At 69.5% G+C, this 16,105-nt stretch carries 20 protein-coding genes and 1 pseudogene; 9 read left to right on the top strand and 12 right to left on the bottom strand.

Annotated features, from left to right (window positions below; genetic code table 11):
• The first annotated feature begins 14 nt into the window (after positions 1–14).
• Complete coding sequence (locus tag OHA68_RS07030) at positions 15–638, top strand: TetR family transcriptional regulator (RefSeq protein WP_327106861.1); 624 nt, start codon at positions 15–17, stop codon at positions 636–638.
• An 83-nt stretch (positions 639–721) separates the two neighbouring features.
• Here the strand turns inward: OHA68_RS07030 and OHA68_RS07025 are convergent, their stop codons facing one another.
• The 4 genes from OHA68_RS07025 to OHA68_RS07010 form a co-directional block, all read right to left on the bottom strand.
• On the bottom strand, positions 722–1,156 hold the full coding sequence (locus tag OHA68_RS07025; protein WP_327106860.1) for a DNA-binding protein: 435 nt from the start codon (positions 1,154–1,156) through the stop codon (positions 722–724).
• A 115-nt stretch (positions 1,157–1,271) separates the two neighbouring features.
• The gene (locus tag OHA68_RS07020) at positions 1,272–1,739 is read right to left on the bottom strand and encodes a GNAT family N-acetyltransferase (protein ID WP_327106859.1); all 468 of its coding nucleotides are present in this window, start codon (positions 1,737–1,739) and stop codon (positions 1,272–1,274) included.
• A gap of 58 nt (positions 1,740–1,797) precedes the next feature.
• On the bottom strand, positions 1,798–2,268 hold the full coding sequence (locus OHA68_RS07015) for a hypothetical protein (protein WP_327106858.1): 471 nt from the start codon (positions 2,266–2,268) through the stop codon (positions 1,798–1,800).
• Positions 2,269–2,407: 139 nt separating this feature from the next.
• On the bottom strand, positions 2,408–3,394 hold the full coding sequence (locus tag OHA68_RS07010) for an NAD-dependent epimerase/dehydratase family protein (RefSeq protein ID WP_327106857.1): 987 nt from the start codon (positions 3,392–3,394) through the stop codon (positions 2,408–2,410).
• 175 nt (positions 3,395–3,569) lie between these two features.
• On the opposite strand from OHA68_RS07010, the gene OHA68_RS07005 reads away from it, so the two are divergent.
• The 5 genes from OHA68_RS07005 (at position 3,570) to OHA68_RS06985 (ending at position 5,627) form a co-directional block, all read left to right on the top strand.
• On the top strand, positions 3,570–4,007 hold the full coding sequence (locus OHA68_RS07005) for a MarR family winged helix-turn-helix transcriptional regulator (protein ID WP_189142438.1): 438 nt from the start codon (positions 3,570–3,572) through the stop codon (positions 4,005–4,007).
• Positions 4,008–4,102: 95 nt separating this feature from the next.
• On the top strand, positions 4,103–4,450 hold the full coding sequence (locus OHA68_RS07000; RefSeq protein WP_327106856.1) for a hypothetical protein: 348 nt from the start codon (positions 4,103–4,105) through the stop codon (positions 4,448–4,450).
• Positions 4,447–4,893, top strand: a complete 447-nt coding sequence (locus OHA68_RS06995; protein WP_327106855.1) for a MerR family transcriptional regulator — start codon at positions 4,447–4,449, stop codon at positions 4,891–4,893. The genes OHA68_RS07000 and OHA68_RS06995 overlap by 4 nt, the downstream gene beginning before the upstream one ends.
• Positions 4,894–4,897: 4 nt before the next feature.
• On the top strand, positions 4,898–5,230 hold the full coding sequence (locus OHA68_RS06990; RefSeq protein WP_327106854.1) for a hypothetical protein: 333 nt from the start codon (positions 4,898–4,900) through the stop codon (positions 5,228–5,230).
• 64 nt (positions 5,231–5,294) lie between these two features.
• Positions 5,295–5,627: a YnfA family protein gene (locus OHA68_RS06985; RefSeq protein WP_189142441.1), complete on the top strand. Its 333-nt coding sequence runs from the start codon at positions 5,295–5,297 to the stop codon at positions 5,625–5,627.
• A gap of 432 nt (positions 5,628–6,059) precedes the next feature.
• Here OHA68_RS06985 and OHA68_RS06980 read toward each other — a convergent pair.
• From OHA68_RS06980 to OHA68_RS06965, 4 genes and pseudogenes are all read right to left on the bottom strand, one after another.
• A pseudogene (locus OHA68_RS06980) lies at positions 6,060–6,332 on the bottom strand (carboxylesterase family protein); the annotation flags it as partial.
• A gap of 205 nt (positions 6,333–6,537) precedes the next feature.
• Positions 6,538–6,975 carry a hypothetical protein gene (locus tag OHA68_RS06975; RefSeq protein WP_327106853.1) on the bottom strand — a complete coding sequence of 146 codons (438 nt, stop codon included), beginning with the start codon at positions 6,973–6,975 and terminating at the stop codon, positions 6,538–6,540.
• Positions 6,976–7,052: 77 nt separating this feature from the next.
• A complete protein-coding gene (locus OHA68_RS06970) occupies positions 7,053–7,259 on the bottom strand; it encodes a hypothetical protein (RefSeq protein ID WP_327106852.1) in 207 nt (68 codons plus the stop codon).
• Positions 7,260–7,412: 153 nt separating this feature from the next.
• Positions 7,413–7,865 carry a hypothetical protein gene (locus OHA68_RS06965; protein WP_327106851.1) on the bottom strand — a complete coding sequence of 151 codons (453 nt, stop codon included), beginning with the start codon at positions 7,863–7,865 and terminating at the stop codon, positions 7,413–7,415.
• Positions 7,866–8,196: 331 nt separating this feature from the next.
• On the opposite strand from OHA68_RS06965, the gene OHA68_RS06960 reads away from it, so the two are divergent.
• The 3 genes from OHA68_RS06960 to OHA68_RS06950 all read left to right on the top strand — a co-directional run bounded on the left by OHA68_RS06960 (position 8,197) and on the right by OHA68_RS06950 (position 10,818).
• Positions 8,197–9,408, top strand: coding sequence for a sensor histidine kinase (locus OHA68_RS06960; protein ID WP_327106850.1), 1,212 nt, complete (start codon positions 8,197–8,199; stop codon positions 9,406–9,408).
• Positions 9,405–10,061 (top strand): response regulator transcription factor, encoded by a 657-nt coding sequence (locus OHA68_RS06955; protein WP_327106849.1) that lies wholly within the window; start codon positions 9,405–9,407, stop codon positions 10,059–10,061. The genes OHA68_RS06960 and OHA68_RS06955 overlap by 4 nt, the downstream gene beginning before the upstream one ends.
• 115 nt (positions 10,062–10,176) lie before the next feature.
• Complete coding sequence (locus OHA68_RS06950) at positions 10,177–10,818, top strand: hypothetical protein (RefSeq protein WP_327106848.1); 642 nt, start codon at positions 10,177–10,179, stop codon at positions 10,816–10,818.
• Here OHA68_RS06950 and OHA68_RS06945 read toward each other — a convergent pair.
• The 4 genes from OHA68_RS06945 to OHA68_RS06930 form a co-directional block, all read right to left on the bottom strand.
• Entirely contained in the window at positions 10,813–13,593 is a 2,781-nt protein-coding gene (locus tag OHA68_RS06945; RefSeq protein ID WP_327106847.1) for a SpoIIE family protein phosphatase, read from the bottom strand. The genes OHA68_RS06950 and OHA68_RS06945 overlap by 6 nt on opposite strands.
• A gap of 119 nt (positions 13,594–13,712) precedes the next feature.
• Positions 13,713–14,165 (bottom strand): hypothetical protein, encoded by a 453-nt coding sequence (locus OHA68_RS06940; protein WP_327106846.1) that lies wholly within the window; start codon positions 14,163–14,165, stop codon positions 13,713–13,715.
• 400 nt (positions 14,166–14,565) lie between these two features.
• Positions 14,566–15,150: a maleylpyruvate isomerase N-terminal domain-containing protein gene (locus OHA68_RS06935; RefSeq protein ID WP_327106845.1), complete on the bottom strand. Its 585-nt coding sequence runs from the start codon at positions 15,148–15,150 to the stop codon at positions 14,566–14,568.
• Positions 15,147–16,082 (bottom strand): NAD(P)-dependent oxidoreductase, encoded by a 936-nt coding sequence (locus tag OHA68_RS06930; RefSeq protein WP_327106844.1) that lies wholly within the window; start codon positions 16,080–16,082, stop codon positions 15,147–15,149. Before OHA68_RS06930 ends, OHA68_RS06935 begins: the two co-directional genes overlap by 4 nt.
• Positions 16,083–16,105: the final 23 nt, after the last annotated feature.

Here is a 16,105-nt window from a genome sequence, read left to right as displayed (position 1 = left end):
GCTATCGTGGGGGTATGACAGGGCTGCGTGAACGCAAACGGGCACGGACCCATGCCGCCATCTCGGAAGCCGCCATCGCGCTCTTCCTTGAGCGCGGGTTCGACCAGGTGTCGGTGGTGCAGGTGGCCGAGGCCGCCGAGGTGTCGAAGCGGACCCTGTTCGCCTACTTCCCGGCCAAGGAGGACCTGGTCATCCACCGCTTCGCCGACCACGAGACCGAGGCGGCCCGCGTGGTGCGCGACCGCCCGCCCGGCGTCGGCCCGCTGGCCGCCCTCCGCGACCACTTCCTGAACGGCCTGCGTGACCGCGACCCGATCACCGGCCTCAACGACGTGCCGGAGATCCTCGCCTTCACCCGCATGGTCCGCGAGACCCCAGCGCTACGCACGGGAGTGATCCGCTACCAGGAAGGCGCGGAACGGGCGCTCGGGGAGGCGCTCCAGGAGACGGCCGGCACCCCCGCCCTGACCGCCCGCCTGGCGGCCACCCAGGTCGTGGGCATGCACTGGCTGCTGTCGATGGACAACTTCCAGGCGCTGGCCGACGGCAGGTCCGCTGACGAGCGCTATCCCCAGGCGGTCGCCGACGCCGACCACGCCTTCACCTTGCTGACCGAGGGCCTGGCCGGGCACGTATAGCGATCTTCGGCCGAGGCGAAGAAGGTCGGCAGGGCACACGCGCTCGGGCACGGAGCGCACCGGCGAACGCCTTGGTTCCGGCCTTACTCCGTTCCAGTACGGTCGGCGAGGCGTTCGTAGCGCTGCCTGGCGGCCTGCGCGGTGCCCAGCCCAAGCCCGAAGGCGATCTCCTGCCAGGTCATGCCACGGCCACGCGCCATCTGCAGGAGCCCGGCCTCCAGCGCGTCCAGCTCCCCGCGGACCAGTGGGACGAGGCTCAACGCCGCGGTGATGTCGGCGTGGTCCACCTCCGGCTCGCCGTCATCCAGCTTTGCGACCCCGCTGAGCAGGAACGACACGAGCCTCACGGCCTCGTGCGGGCCGACGGCCGATGGATGGGTCTGCCGGCTGCGCTGCTCGTCGGTGGCCGCATGCCGTTCGGCGATCCGGAACAAGGACGCGTGCACGCGTTGCTTGCGTGCTTGCTCCGGATGCGGCGGCGTGAAGGGGTCGGGGTGATGATCGGCGCTCGGGGGCATACGAGCCAAGATGCCGCAAGAAGTAAGTCATTGTCAATGATATATTTTAAACAGTCTGTTTGTGTTGTGGTGTGTGCCAGACCGTCTTCACGGTGCTGCCGTCGATCACGTGCTCCTATACGGGGACCGTCAACAGCGGGAGGCTCCGGCCGGGGATGGAACCGGACGGAGTCATGCCGACCCGGGTGGCCCCCATCGCCAGGTAGAACGGCTCGGCATACGGATCCGCCTCGATCACCAGGTGCGCGAAGCCGAGCCCATGTGCGGCGGCGACCGCGTGCTCGAACAGCAGGCGGCCGATGCCTCGCCCGATGGCGTCCGGTTCGACGAAGAGCATGCCCAGCTCTCCCTCCGGCGGCTCCCCTTCCAGGGTGACGAACCCCAGGGCTCGGCCGTCCTGGTCGGCCACCATGGTCCGCTGGGCCTCGACCTGCGATGCCGAGAGGGTGAGCTCCTCCCGGCAGGTCGCCATGAACCTCTCGTCATAGCCCCAGTACGCCTTGGACCGGAACGCCAGCTCGCTCAGGAGCTCCGCCTCGTCCGGTCGTGCGTCCCTGACCAGCATGCCCGTCCTCTTGCTCACATCCGCGCCGCCACTCGCAGTCGCCCCACGGTCTCCCCGGCCGGCCGTCGCATCCGGCTCAGCCGCAGTTGCCCCAGGACTTCCAGCGCGACTTGCCGGAAGCGGCACCGCGTCCGGCATCATCGATCGTCCCCATGTACTTGACGCACCGGCCCTTGCCGTAGGTCTTCACCGGTCCCAGGTAGTGCTTGACGGGCCGGCCCTCATTCTCGCCGCTCACGCGTGGGCGGGTTCCCCGCGTCTGCACCGTGATCGTGGCCATGACGAAGGTGGGGACACCGACGTTCGAGGTCTTGAACGTGGTGACGCAGTTGTCGCCGGTCCTGCGGTTGTACAGCAGGTAGACGTAGCCGAGGACGCGTTTGCGGGGGGTTTTCACGGCCTGCTTGCTGTGGGCGACCCGGGCGAAACCGGGACCGCACACCCGCTCCGGGGTGACGGCGGAGGCGGTCGCGTACGCGGGATTGGCCATCACCCCGCCGATCGACAGCGCCGCGGCAAGGAGGATCGTCGTGGTCGGCCCGCGCATGCAGTCAGCCCTTCTCCACTGTCTCCCGCCATCCGGGGGACCAAGGACTGATCATCTTGCCGGATGATTCCCCAGAAAATGACCCAATCGTCAAATCAGTGCTCCGACAGTTGCCGGCCTGGATCCACCGTCCCCCGGCTCACGAGAAGCTCATCTCCGCCAGTCCCTTCTCCAGGGTCACGTCGGGCGAGTAGCCCAGCTCCGTCCTCGCGGCGGTGATGTCGTAGGAACGGTCGCGGCCGGTGAAGCTCACGAGCCAGTTCGTCAGCGGGGGCGCCGACTTCCGGCGAAGCAGGCGTGCCGTGCGGTCCATCATCGCCGCCAGGGGCGCCGCCATCGCCAGCGGGACGCTGCGGCTCTTGGACAGATCCACGCCGCGGGTCGCCAGCAGGGGAGTGAGGAAGTCTCGGATGGGCATCGGCGTGCCGTCCGTCACGTAGTAGACGCCCCCGTGGCGGCCCCGGGTGAGCGCGAGGAGCACGGCGCCGACCAGGTTGTGGACGTGCACGAAGTCGACGATGTGCTTGCCGTGATCGATCCAGGCGAACCGTCCGGCCTCGGCGACCTCGGCCATGTCGTTGATCGTCGTCATTCCGCGACCCCAGATGTACGGCGGGCGGAGCGCCACCAGTTCGGTGTTCCCGCCGTGGGCTTCCAGGAGTGTGCGCTCGGTGGCCAGCTTGACGCGGCTGTAGGCGATGTTGGGCCGGCCTTCCGGGGTCGACTCGTCGACGACGGGACGACGTTGGCTGCCGGTGGAGACGGATGCGGCGCTGATGAGCACGAAACGTCGTACCCCGGCCGCGACGCTCGCGGTGTGCAGGGCGACCGTCGGCACGTGATTGGCCCGTTCGAAGAACGAGTCGGGTCCCCAGAACTCCATATGAGCCGCGACGTGCACGACCGCGTCGGCCTCTCGCAGCTTGGCGAGCCAGATCGGCGCTGGGGAGCCGGCCTGGCGGAGGTCGGCGAGGTCGCCGGGAACGGGCTCGGCTCCGGCCGCGCGGACGCGCTGGATGCTCGAACCCGATCTGGCGAGTGCCATGACTTCATGTCCTTCGGCGAGGAGGCGATGGACGAGAGCGCTTCCGACGAAACCGCTGCCGCCGGTGACAAAGATCTTCATGTTTCCACTCCTTGGGGTTGAACACGCACTCCTCGTGCGCGCCCGGTTTCGGTACTGCTCGGCACGCGGCCTTGACCGCCCTTTCCTGATGCATCGCCATCAAATACTTTGATGTCGATGCATCTACGTCTATGTAACCTCCCGTACGATGGGTGCGTCAAGTAGGAGGTGGGCGATGCCACACGCGAGGAAGAGCGTGACCCCGGCGCAGGTCGCCGACGAGTTCAGTCGTACGGCGAAGGTTCTCGTCCGGCACTTCAACGAGCGGCTGGGCGAGCACGGGGTGTCGACGCCGAGGTCCCGCCTGGTGGTGGAGGTGGCACGTTCGCAGCCTGTTCGTCTCACCGAGCTCGCTCTGGCCGTCGGTATCGCCCAGGGGACCGCCTCCACCCTGGTCGACGCGCTCGTCCGCGACGGACTGCTCGAACGCCAGACCAGCGCGGACGACCGCCGGTCCGTGCTCCTTCGGGTGACGGCACAGGGGGCCGCCCTGGCTCAGGACTGGACGGCCGGTTATGAACGGGCGGCCGAAGAGCTGTTCGAGCCGCTCACCCCCCAGCAGATGGCGACACTGGTCGACATCTTGCGGACGCTCAGCGCCGCCGGAGACTGACGGGCGAAGCCGGAAGCCGGCGCCACGCCGACGCGAACCTCCGGCCCCGGTGAGGGCTTGCATCCGGTACCCAGGTACAGGCTTACCGTCGAGTCATGACACAGGACATCGCCCTTGACCTGGGTTGGGCGCCCTCGGCATGCACGCTGCCCACCGCCGAGCGGCCGTTGCGGGTGGCCGAGTTCGACACCCTGTTCGCCGATGCGGTGCGAGCCGTGGCACGGCCGGATCGCGCACGGCTGCGTCTGGAGCTCGTCTTCAGCCCGGACCACGCCGCCAGGGCCGCCGAGTTGGCGGCGCGGGAGAACGGCTGCTGCTCGTTCTTCACCTTCACCCTCACCGTCGCCGACGGCAGCCTGACGCTCGAAGTGACGGTGCCGCCCGAGCACGTCGACGTGCTCGACGCGCTGCAGGCCCGCGCCGGCGCGGTCGCCTCGCCGTGAGGCAGGACATCGAGGGGCCTTACCTGCGCAGCGGGCAGGTGGCCGAGCAGGCCGGCGTCAACCTCCAGACCCTGCGCTACTACGAACGCCGCGGGCTGATCGCCGAACCACGGCGCAGCTCAGGCGGACACCGCGCCTACCCGCCCGAGACCGTCACCCTGCTCACCGTGATCAAGGCCGCCCAGCGGCTCGGGTTCACCCTGGAGGAGGTGGCCGAGCTGATCGACACCGGCCGGCGCGGCCATCCGACCCCGGACCTGCGGGTCCGCGCCCAGGAGAAGATCGCCGAGGTGGAGGCGAGGATCGCCGACCTGACCACCATCCGAACCGCACTGACCCAGGTGGTCAACGCCGGCTGCGACAGCCTGACCCACTGCTCCTGCCCCGACTGCCCGCTGCCCTTCGCCGACCTGGCCGAAGATCGTACCCACGAGGAGAGCTGATCACGTGAGCGCACACCATGAACCCAGGCCCGCGCCGGTCACGGTATCCCTCAGCGCCTCCGGCGGCGCGCGCACCCCTGAGGATGGCGGGCCGCCGCTGCGCAGCAAGGTCACCGCCGCCCTGGCGGTCGTGGCCTGCGCCGCCTGCTGCGCCCTCCCGCTGCTGGTCGGCGCCGGATTGCTCACCGGCGCCGGCGCCGCATGGGCCGAACAGACGCTGCTGACCGTAGCCGGATCACTCGTCGCCGTGGCCGCCGGCATGTGGTGGCTGTACCGCCGCCGCACCGCCCGCGCCCGCAGAGGCTGCGGTTGCGGCGGGAACGGCTGCGGGTGCTGAAAACCCTCCCCATCGAAGAGCCCCGGCATGCGCCCCCGCTCCGGGATCCGCTGTACTACCTGTCATGACGATCGTTCGCTCGCTGGTGCTGTTCGTCCTGGCCGCACTCGCCGAGATCGGCGGCGCCTGGCTGGTGTGGCAGGGCGTACGCGAGCAGCGCGGCATGCTGTGGATCGGCGCGGGCGTCATCGCGCTGGGCCTGTACGGGTTCGTCGCCACGCTGCAGCCGGATGCGAACTTCGGCCGCATCCTGGCCGCCTACGGGGGCGTCTTCGTCGCCGGATCCCTGGCCTGGGGCATGGTCGTCGACGGATTCCGGCCCGATCGCTGGGACGTCATCGGAGCGCTGCTCTGCCTGGCCGGCGTCCTGGTGATCATGTACGCGCCACGCGGCTGAGCCCAGGCTCCGCTCACGACCGCGCGGGGCTCCAGATGCGGTGGGACTCGGGCAGGGGATGGCGATGTCGGCGGGAGCGGTGTCCCAGATCCGGGTGGTGCCGGGCCTGGCTCGTAGCGGGGCCAGCCCGGATCGCCCGTGGCCGCGAACAAGGTCCAGGCGGTACGGATCCGCTCGGACAGGGCGGCGAAGCCGGCCGGAGGCTGGCTGCCGAGGAAGCGGGCGGCGTAGCGGGTCTCGGGGAGGCCGAAGACGAAGGGACGTCGATGCCGTGGGTCGCGCCGGCCGGTCCTCGCCAGGCGAAGTCGTACAACTAAGTACGACCCCCGCCCCGGCATGGGCCTCGGCCACGGTCAGGTAGCCGGCGGGCAGACTCTGCAGGACGCACCGCCGGAACAGGCCGGCGGCCCTCGGAGTCGCGGCGAGCAAGGCGGCGGAGGCCGCGCCGGCGGACTGGCCGAACACGGTGACGTTGCCCGGGTCCCCGCCGAAGGCGGCGATGTTCTCCTGAACCCAGGCGAGCGCGGCGAGCTGGTCCAGCAGGCCCCGATTGTCAGGAACCCCCGGCACGTGGCCGAACCCCTCGAAACCGGTGCGGTAGTTGAGGGTGACCACGACCACGCCGGATCGAGCGAGAACGGCCCCGTCGTACTGCGCCATCGACGAGGCGCCGTAACTCCACTGACCGCCGTAGATCCACGCCATCACCGGCATGCCTCCGGCCTCGGCGGACGAGGTCCACACGTTCACCGTCAGACAGTCCAGGCCGTCGCCGGCCCGCCACACCGCCGGCACTCCCGGCGCCGTCGGGCGCGGCGGCGTACGGGATGCCCTTGTAGGCGACGACGCCGTCGTGGGCGTGGCCGCGGATCAGGCCGTACCGGGTCTTCGCGATCTCGTCCATACAGGCTCAGGCCGCAGGCCAGAATCGGGCCTTCAGCAGGGTGACGCCGACGAGGTCGGGAGTGAAGTCCTCGTGGGCCAGCGCCTTGCGATGGATGCTCACCCGCCAGAGCGTATCCCGTCGGCCCAGATCGAATTCTTCGCCGTAGGTCGTGTCACCGTCATAGTCGCTCAGGGCGAACACTCTTCCGGACGCGAGGCGTACGTTTCCGGACCAGCTACGGTCCCAGGAGTCGAGTGGCGGTGGCTCCCCGTCCCAGAGCTCGTACTTGATCAGGCATCGTGGGCTTTCCCGCTCGTTGATCGCGATCGCGTTCTCGCCCGCGCTGATCCAGCCTTCAGGGTCGATGTCGTATATATCCGACTCCTCCTCCACATCCGCGATTCCGGTGAGATACTTCAAGATCTCTTGCTGGTCGAGCAGTTCGGTGATGATCTCGGTCATGGCCGTCCAAGAGGTCCTTGTCTGACGTGGAGCCGTCCGGGCTGCCCGTGGGCAACCCGGACGGCTATGGGGGTCCGCTACTGAATGTCGATCCAGAACTGGTCGAAGTTCAGCATGCGGTTGTTGGAATACCACGCTTTCAGGACGATCCCGTGGTCCTGGTTCTCTGTTTCGCCGATCCGGCGGACCGAGAAGTCGTGCGGCGGATTCGGGAAAGATGCCTCTCGTAAGAATTTTCGCTGTTCAGGAAGGGTCAATTCGGATGTCCGCCGACGCGTGCCCATCACAGCGGGGAAATCGCCGGCACGGCGGCTTCTCGGTCACTGTCGTCTGTGTTCTCGCCGCCCGGGCTACCGGGCGCGGCGTGTGCGACTCCTGCCGGTGGCGTTCCCGCCCATGATGGTGTGGCGGGGACCCGGAGCCACCATTGCCGTGGATCACTTGTAGTACTGCACCCAGTACTCGACGGTGTGCTTCTTGCTGAGGGAGAAGGTCGCCCAGTACTTCGAGTGCCCCGCGTTGCGGATGCGGACGATGCCGTACTTGCCGTTGCAGCGCCACTTGCCGGACTTGGCGACCCTCTCACCGCCGCCCCAGCGGCGCAGGAACCACAGGTCGACCTTCAACTGTGAGTCGTTGCCCCAGCAGCGGGCCTTGACCTGCATCACGCGGACGCCCGAGGGCCGCTGCCAGGCCGAGGTCGAGAAGTACCCCTTGTACGGGCCCAGCGCCTCGTGCCGTTGGGTGCGCCAGCGGGCCATCGCCGCCGAGCTCGCCTGGGTCGAGACCTCACTGTGCGCGGCCGGGGCCGCGACGGCCGGCGCGGCCGTCACCAGGGCCGAGCCGGAGGCGGTGATGACGACAGCGAGGGAGATGTTCGCGAGACGCATGCGTGCCCTGCCTTTCCGTTTCCAGTGACGTTGTCGGTCGATTTCCGCATGAGAGCGACCCTTCGAAGCCTAGGAAGAGACCCGCGCCGCGGCGTCAACCCGCGGTTGGAATCGTCCGTACACTTCGTGCTCTGTCCGCCTTCACCTTGGGTTGACCCGTCTATCGCGGAAGTCACAGAGGAAGTCGACAGGGCGCCCGGCTGTACCAGCGGGTGCCCTCCTGGAGAGCGCCCCTCGGACGAAGAGGCCGTTCCCGAGGCGATCGGCTGCAACTCCTGGGGTATACCCCGGGATTGATGTGCCCCGGCCGGGTTCGGAGTTAGCGTGACGGATGCCCCTCAGCGCCGCCCCGGCCATCCAGCGGCTGTCCTCGCTCAACCCCCTGCTCCTCGACAGCGCCCTGGCTTCCGCCATGGTCGTCCTCACGTGGCTGTGGGACCTCTACGGACCCGACATGGGACGCCCCGGCGACCTGCAGGCGATGACGCTGACCTTGCTCGTGAACGCGCCGCTCGCGCTGCGTAGGCGCAGGCCGCTGACCGTCCTGGTGATCGTCACGGTCGCGTCGCTCGTCTACCACCTGCAGGGCTACCACGCGGGCCTCAACACCATCGGCATGATGGTGGCGCTCTACACGGTCGCCGTCCACCGCTCCTGGAAAGCCGACCTGACAGGCGCCGTGCTGATGGTCTCCGCGTGGACCCACGGATCGGCGCTCCAGCCCACCGTCACCCTGCCGTCGGCGCTCGTGCAGTCGCTCCTCCTGGCGGCCTGCACGCTGGGCGCGGGCGTCAGCGTGCGGCTGCTGTCCCAACGCGCCAGGCAGCTCGCCGACCTCGCCACGCAGCTCCGCAGGGAGCAGGACGCCGCCGCCGACCGCGCCGTCACCCAGGAGCGCCTGCGGATCGCCCGCGAACTGCACGATGTCGTGGCCCATCACATGTCCGTGATCTCCGTACAGGCCGGTCTCGGCCGCTTCGTCGCGCTGTCCCATCCTCCGACGGCGCTTGCCACACTGAAAGTCATCGAAAACACCAGCCATGAGGCACTCAACGAGATGCGGCGGCTGCTGTCGATCCTGCGCATCGAGGCGAACGACGAGGACGAGAAGCTCTATGCCGCCGCGCCCGGCCTCAAGGACATCGACAGCATCGCGGAGCGGATCCGGGCGGCGGGCCTGTCCGTCGAGACGACCGTCGAAGGAGAGGTACGGCCGCTGCCGCCCGGCCTGGAGGTGTGCGCTTACCGGGTCGTCCAGGAGTCGCTGACCAACGTGCTCAAGCATGCCGGGCCCGCCCGGGTGAAGGTGAGGATCACGTACGGCCGGTCGACGCTCACCGTCCGCGTCACCGATGACGGCCCCGGCGTCACCTCCGCGCGGCCGGAGCCGGGACCGGAGGGCAACGGCTTGATCGGCATGACTGAGCGTGTCAGGCTCTATCAGGGCACCCTCAAGGCGGGCCCGTTGCCGCAAGGCGGCTTCGAGGTGCTGGCGGTCTTCCGCTGCTCCCACCCGGCGAGGTCGAGCGAAACAGGTCCATGATCAGTGTGCTGGTGGTCGACGATCAGGTGCTCATCCGCGCGGGCCTGGCGGCACTCCTGCGCGCGGCGGGACTGATCGTGGTGGGCGAGGCCGAAGACGGTGAGGAAGCGGTACGGCTCGCCGCCACACTCAAACCCGACGTCGTTCTCATGGACATCCGCATGCCGGGGATGGACGGCCTCACCGCCACCGAACAGATCCTGGCCGCCGCCGAGCCGCCGGCGCCCAAGGTCCTCATCCTGACGACCTTCGACCTGGACGAGTACGTCTACAACGCGCTGCGGCTGGGCGCGGGCGGCTTCCTGCTCAAGGACACGCCGCCCGAGCGCCTCATCGCCGCGATCCACACGGTCGCCTCCGGCGACATCCTGCTCGCGCCCAGCGCCACCAGACGGCTGATCGAAGCCTTCGTCGACCCGCCGGCGGCCGTCCCTTCCCCGGAGCTCGGCCGCCTGACCGCCCGGGAGACCGAGGTGCTGCGCCTCGTCGGCTGCGCGCTGTCCAACAAGGAGATCGCCAAGCGGCTGTCGGTCAGCGAGGGCACGGTCAAAACGCACCTCAACCGGCTCATGGCCAAGCTGGGACTCGCCAGCCGCGCCCAGGCGGTCGTCCTGTCCTACGACTCCGGCCTGGTCAAGCCGAGCAGCCGGTGAAGTCACGCCGGTCGCGAGAGGGCCTGCACCCTTCTCATCGCCTGGGCCGCCGGAGACTCCCGTCTGATAGGTGAGACGGTGACCCGGTAAGGACGGGAGGCTTGGACCGTGCGTCGTGCCGTACAAGGTGACGGCCCCGCGGAAGGAGCTCGACCTCGCCCCGGAGGTGCTGCGCACGTACCTGCGCTATCTCGATGTCACGGGCCTTCGCGACCCGCGCGGCGCCACGTTCGCAGAAGCGGAGGAGATCATCGCCGGGGCGCTGGCGGAGTACGCGGCCGCGCTCGACGATCCCACGCTGCGAGGGCTGGCGACGTTCTGGGCGCACACGGCTCTCCACCAGGGCGTCGATCTGACCGTTCCGGGGGCGTTCGAGCGGTTCAAGCGCGATCTCGACGCCGGTCGCGTTCCGTACTACGAGCAGGTGCTCGACAAGATCATGCAGAACCGCTTCGTGAACGGCGGCATCGGCGAGGAACGCGCCTTCCCCCAGCCGCCTGTCTCCATGCCCCCCGCCCCCGAGCTGACGGAGGCCGCCGCGCGCAGCCAGACCGTCCAGCGTCTCATCACCCTGGCCCATTGGGTGGGCAAGGACGGCCGCGCCCTCACCGACGCGGGCAACCTCCGCGTCGCCGCCGCCCTCGACGCGTCGGCCCTGCGTGTACATGAGGACGCGGTCATGGGGAGCCTTGGAGGAGCGCCGGCCGGACCGTGCCGCATCCGGGTAAGACGCCGGCCGTGGACCGCAGGCTCATGACCCGATGAGCCGATCGCGGTCGGTGAGGGACAGCTCAGCCCAGATGACCTTGCCGCGGCGGGTGTAGCGGGTGCCCCAGCGCTCGGCGAGCTGCGCGACCAGGTACAGCCCGCGCCCGCCCTCGTCGGTGTCGGCGGCGCGGCGGGGGCGCGGGGAGGTCTCGCCGGCGTCGGAGACCTCGCAGATCAGGCTGTTGTCCAGCAGCAGCCGCGCCTTGATGGGCTCTCTGCCGTACCGGATGGCGTTGGTCACCAGCTCGCTGAAGACCAGTTCGGCGCTGAAGCCGAGTTCCTCCATGCCCCAGGCGGCCAGGAGCCGGTCGACCTCGGCGCGCACCTGGGCGACCATCGCCGGATCCGGCGACACATCCCAGCAGGCGACGTGGTCGGCCGGGGTGGCGCTGGTCCGGGCCACCAGCAGGGTGAACTCATCCGACAGGTGGGCCGGCGGCACGGCGTCCAGCACCGCGGCGCAGGTCTGCTCCGCCGTACGACCGGGGCCGGCCAGGGCCTGGCGCAGGCGCCGTTTCCTGCCGTCGCTCTCGCCGATCAGCCCCCTGGTGTAGAGCACGAGGCTGCTGCCCTCGGGGAGGTCCACCTCGGCCGTCTCGAACACCGCGCCTCCGCGTCCGAGCGGCGACCCCACCGGGAGGTCCAGGAACTCCACGCTGCCGTCCGGCCGGACGACCGCGGGCGCCGGATGTCCGGCCGAGGCGATGGCGCAGCGCTGGGAGGTGGGGTCGTAGACGGCGTACGCGCAGGTCGTGCCGGTGGCGTCGGCGCCCGAGCCCGTCACGCGGCCGTGGGTCCGGTCCGTACGCCGGCCCTCGGCTTCGCCTGCCTTCCCGCGCTCCAGGCTGCGTACCAGATCGTCGAGGTAGCCGAGAATGTCCTCGGGTGGCATGTCGAGGGTGGCGAAGTTGCCGACGGTCGTGCGCAGGCGCGCCATGGCGCCCGCGGTGTGCAGGTCGCGGCCGGCGACGTCGCCCACCACCAGGGCAACCCGAGCCCCCGACAGGGGGATGACATCGTGCCAGTCGCCTCTGGTCCCGGTCAGCGCGGGCACGCAGCGGTGCGCCACCTCCACGGCCCTGCTCTCGGGGACGTCCCAGGGCGTCATGCTGCGACGCAGGGCGAGCACCATGGCGTGCTCCCGGGAGAAGCGGCGGGCGTTGTCCATGCACAGCGCGGTCCGCGAGGCCAGTTCCTCGGCCAGCCACAGCTCGTCGTCGTCGAAGGAGCCGGACGGGGTGGCGCGCAGGAAGGTCGCCACTCCCAGCACCCTGCCGTGCGCCAGCAGTGGGACGGCGGCGCCCGCGGGGAATCCGGCCGCTGGCGCCAGGCCCACCGCCCACGGCGTCCCGGTCCCCGGATCGCGCGGGTCCGGCCACCGCGACGCCTGTTCCTCGGACAGGCACCGGGCCTGGGCGGAGGAGGCGAGGTAGTGGACCGGCTCCCCGGCCGCGACAGAGAGGGTCTCCTGCTGCATTCCCTTGACCGCCGCCCGCCGCAGATCCATGTTCGCCGGGCTGGGCTCCTGCCCGGACACCACGTAGTCGTGCAGATCCACCGTGACCATGTCGGCGAACTCGGGGAGGGCCACCTCGGCGAGTTCCTCGGCCGTCCGCACCACGTCCAGCGTCTGGCCGATCTCCGTCATGGCCTCGTACATCAGCCGCAGCCGCTTACGCGCCGTGGCCGCGATCCTGCCGACCTCGGGCTCGCCGAACAGGAACAGCCAGGGATCGGTGCCTGAATGCGGCTTCGGCTCGTGGCCGGGCGACACCGCCGGCACCGGCGCGTTCATCGCTGCCGGTGCCGGCCTGTTCGTGGTGTTCACCGCTGCCGGTGCCGGCCGGTTCCTGGTGTTCACCGCCGCCGGTAGCAGGCGCGACGGACGTTCGAGCAGGGCCGGCTCCAGCGGGACGGAGGCGTCGGCGAGTTCCCGCCACGGCCCGCCCTCGATCCTGACCTGGGCCACGACGCCGACCACGCCGACGGGCTCGGTTCTCGGCAGGGACCGCAGGGTGGCCACGCGGCCGTGGGACAGGACGACCTCGACGGCCGCCCGCTTGCCGTACGCGATCAGCTCGGCGGCCTTCTCCTCCAGCAGGAGGCGGTCGGCTCCGTTCAGCTCACGGAGCAGCGGGCCGGTCTCCTCAGGCGGCCGGAGGCGGGGGACGTCCCCGGTACGCAGGTACGCCTCGAACAAGGTGCGCTCGCGCGCGGCGCTCCGCTCCAGGAACCGCTGCTCGATGGCCCTGGCGATCTCGCGTGCGAGCCGGCCCATCGCCGGATGCTCGTGCTCGTTGCGACAGGAGATCGTCACCAGGCCGCGCACCTGGCCGGTCAGCGCGTCCAGGATCGGGACGCCGGTGGCGGTGAAGGGGTACAGGCGTCGGGCGTGGTGCTCGCTGCCCGCGACCCGGACCGGCCGTCTGGCCAGCAGCGCGGTGCCGCCCGCGGTGGTTCCGAGCAGTTCTTCGGAGTAGCACACGCCTGGGATGGCCTTCGCCCGGTCGTATGCTCGCGCCAGTCGCGCGTCGCCCTCGCACCGCAGGAGCAGCCTCGCCTGCTCGTCCAGGAGGAGCAGAACCGCCTTCGTGTCACTGAGTACGGGCCGGTAGTGTTCGATCACCGGCTGGGCCATCCGGACGAGTTCGTTGTCGAGGTCCAGTTCGACGGGGTCGGCGAAGTCCAGCTTGTCGGGGTCGAGTCCGGTGGCCTGGCAGCGGCGCCAGGAGTTCAGGATGGCATGAGGCACCTTCTCGCCCACCGGCTCGCCTCTGAGGAATCTCGCAAGGATCGTCTCAATGACTCCGGCCCTCCTTTGCACAGAATTGGCACTTTGGCCCCTTCTAGCATCACTTCTCGCCTTCGTCTCATACTGCGGCCCTAGATCCTATATTTCGTATTTAAGCCGCGAAACCATGACAAAGAATCCGAAAAGTCGGATGCCTTCCGTGCCGTACACAGGTTTGATCCGCTTGCCGCGACGGTCGCCGCCGTGAGCGCGGCCACGGCCGCGAGGAACGCCGCACCCTCTATGCCAGGGCCCTGGGGGCGGACGTTCTCTGGATCGGGAGGTGCTCTCAACGACCTACGCGGTGGCGAGTTGATCCAGGATCTTGACGACCTCGTCCCACTTGGCGACGGCATCATGGGCACCGCGAGGACTTCTGCGGGATTCATCTGCTCGTTGAGGAACTCCACGATGCGGCGGAGATGGTCGGGCACGGTATCGGCGACGAAGACCAGGCGGATCTTGCCTGCTCGCAGGTTATCGCCCACCTTGGCGAAGAAGCTCTCCACAGTGACCGCGTCGTCCTCGCAGAGCTGGGCGATCATCTCCTGAGGATTGCGTGGGGTGCGGCTCGACATCGCCCGCATGCCCATCGAACCGTGGCGGCCCGAGGATTCACGCCGAGCTGTGGGAGAAGTTCGGGCGGGTTGCTCGGCTGATGCGTTCGGTGGATCGCTCAGTACGGCCCAGGTGTAAGTGCCCCCGGCGGGATTCGAACTTGTGGCACCCGCTTCAGTCTCCAATCTCTCCCCTGGTGGAGGGGGTCGTTCGGACGCTGGGAGCCGTGCCTGTGGGCCTTTCACTGTTGCTTCGAGCACGCGGATCAGATTCGCTACCGTCCCCTTGCGGCTCCCGCGGGCTCGATGGCCGTCAGAACCATTTCGCGATCAAGGTCAGATAAAGCCACGATGCCGCGCCGAACGCCCTGGCACGGAACAGGAGCGCTCAGCGGACGGTCCCGGCCCACTGCCAGCGCACTCTACGACCATGACCGGGAAGTTCGGCACGGCCGGTGCACCACAGGAGGAGCTCGGCCGCGTCGTCACCGTCCGGAGCCTCAGGGAAGAGACGCCGCAGCGCGGGGGAGCACAGGCGCTCGGGCGGCCGCCAGTCGAGTCCGAGCGCACGGCCGATGTCCACACCGTGGACGAGCAGTTCGACGACCCCCATGGCGGCGAAGCCGACGGCATCGGAGCGCCCCCATGGATGCCAGGCGCGTACGTCACTGTCGGCCTCACGTACGGCGGAGGCCAGAAGACGACCAGCGATCCTGATCCCTTCCAGACAGTCGGCGATGGCCGCCTGCGGATCGAGGGAGGCGAAGAGAGTGACGTACCGATCGGCCGGACGGGCGATGAGCAGCCCGGCGTACCCGACGACACCCAGGGCGAGATGGTCAAGGGTGGCCCGGCAAGTCCAGTCCAGCCCCGCGGCGTTGCGCGTCCAGTCCTGACCGGCGACCTTCCCCAGACTCGCGGTGGTCTCGTCGGCCGCCTCGACGACGAGGTCGGCCCAGGTGGCGGCGTTCACGCTCGGAAGTGGTCGATGATGCGGGCGTAGCTGTCCAGCGCGTGCCCACGATCGACCGCCTCGGCGAGCAGCTTGCCGGTGTACTCGGCCATGGTGGCGTCGATGCCGCGGATCCGGCTCTCGTGGATGAGGTGCCGGACCGGCGGGATCTGGGTCTCCAGGGTGGCGTCCTCGGCGGCGAAGGAGCCCTCGTCGATCTGCTGGGCGTAGGCCGTCAGGAACGACGCCACTCCCTTGAGCCAGTCGGTGGCCATCGGCAGGAAGTCGGTGGCCGCGATCTTCTCGGTGTCCATGAGCGCCGCGGCGTGCATGAAGCCGTTGAACGTCGACCACATGATCCCGAGCAGCGCGACGTCGTACAACGAGGGAAGGCCGACGTCGGTGCTGATGAGCGTGGTGCCGCCGCCCAGCGCCCGCAAGGTCTGCTCGTACGTCTCGTACGGGGCGGGCGGGCCTCCGTACAGGATGACCGTCTCCGGCGCGCCGATGCCCGGCGGGGTCATCATGATCGCCCCGTCCAGGTACTCGGCCCCGCGTTCGGCAGCCCAGGTGGCCATCGCGCGGGCCTCGTCGGACGCGCCCGAGGTGAGGTTCACCAGGACGCGGCCGGACAGCGCGGTTTCGGCCGGGGTGAGCAGGTCGCGTACGGCGCCGTAGTCCCGTACGCAGACGATGACGAGCGGGGCGGCGGCGACGGCGGCGTCCACCGTCGGAGCCTCGCTCGCGCCGGCCTCGACCAGGGCCTGCGCTCTGCCCGGGGTGCGGTTCCAGATGGTCGTGGGGTGGCCGGCGTTCATGAAGGCGGAGGCCAGCGCCCGGCCCATCATGCCCATGCCGATGACGGTGACGGGTGTTCCTGCCATGTCTGTCGCTTTCTGTCCGTTTCGGTGGTGACGGCCACCATGATGGCAACGCGAGCCGACGGCCGACATTGGCAGGAGTGCCGATATTCACC

This window comes from Nonomuraea glycinis (assembly GCF_035920485.1).
Classification (GTDB): domain Bacteria; phylum Actinomycetota; class Actinomycetes; order Streptosporangiales; family Streptosporangiaceae; genus Nonomuraea; species Nonomuraea glycinis.
The sequence above is the reverse complement of the archived record's forward strand: the minus strand, read 5'-3'. Positions and strand labels throughout refer to the sequence as shown.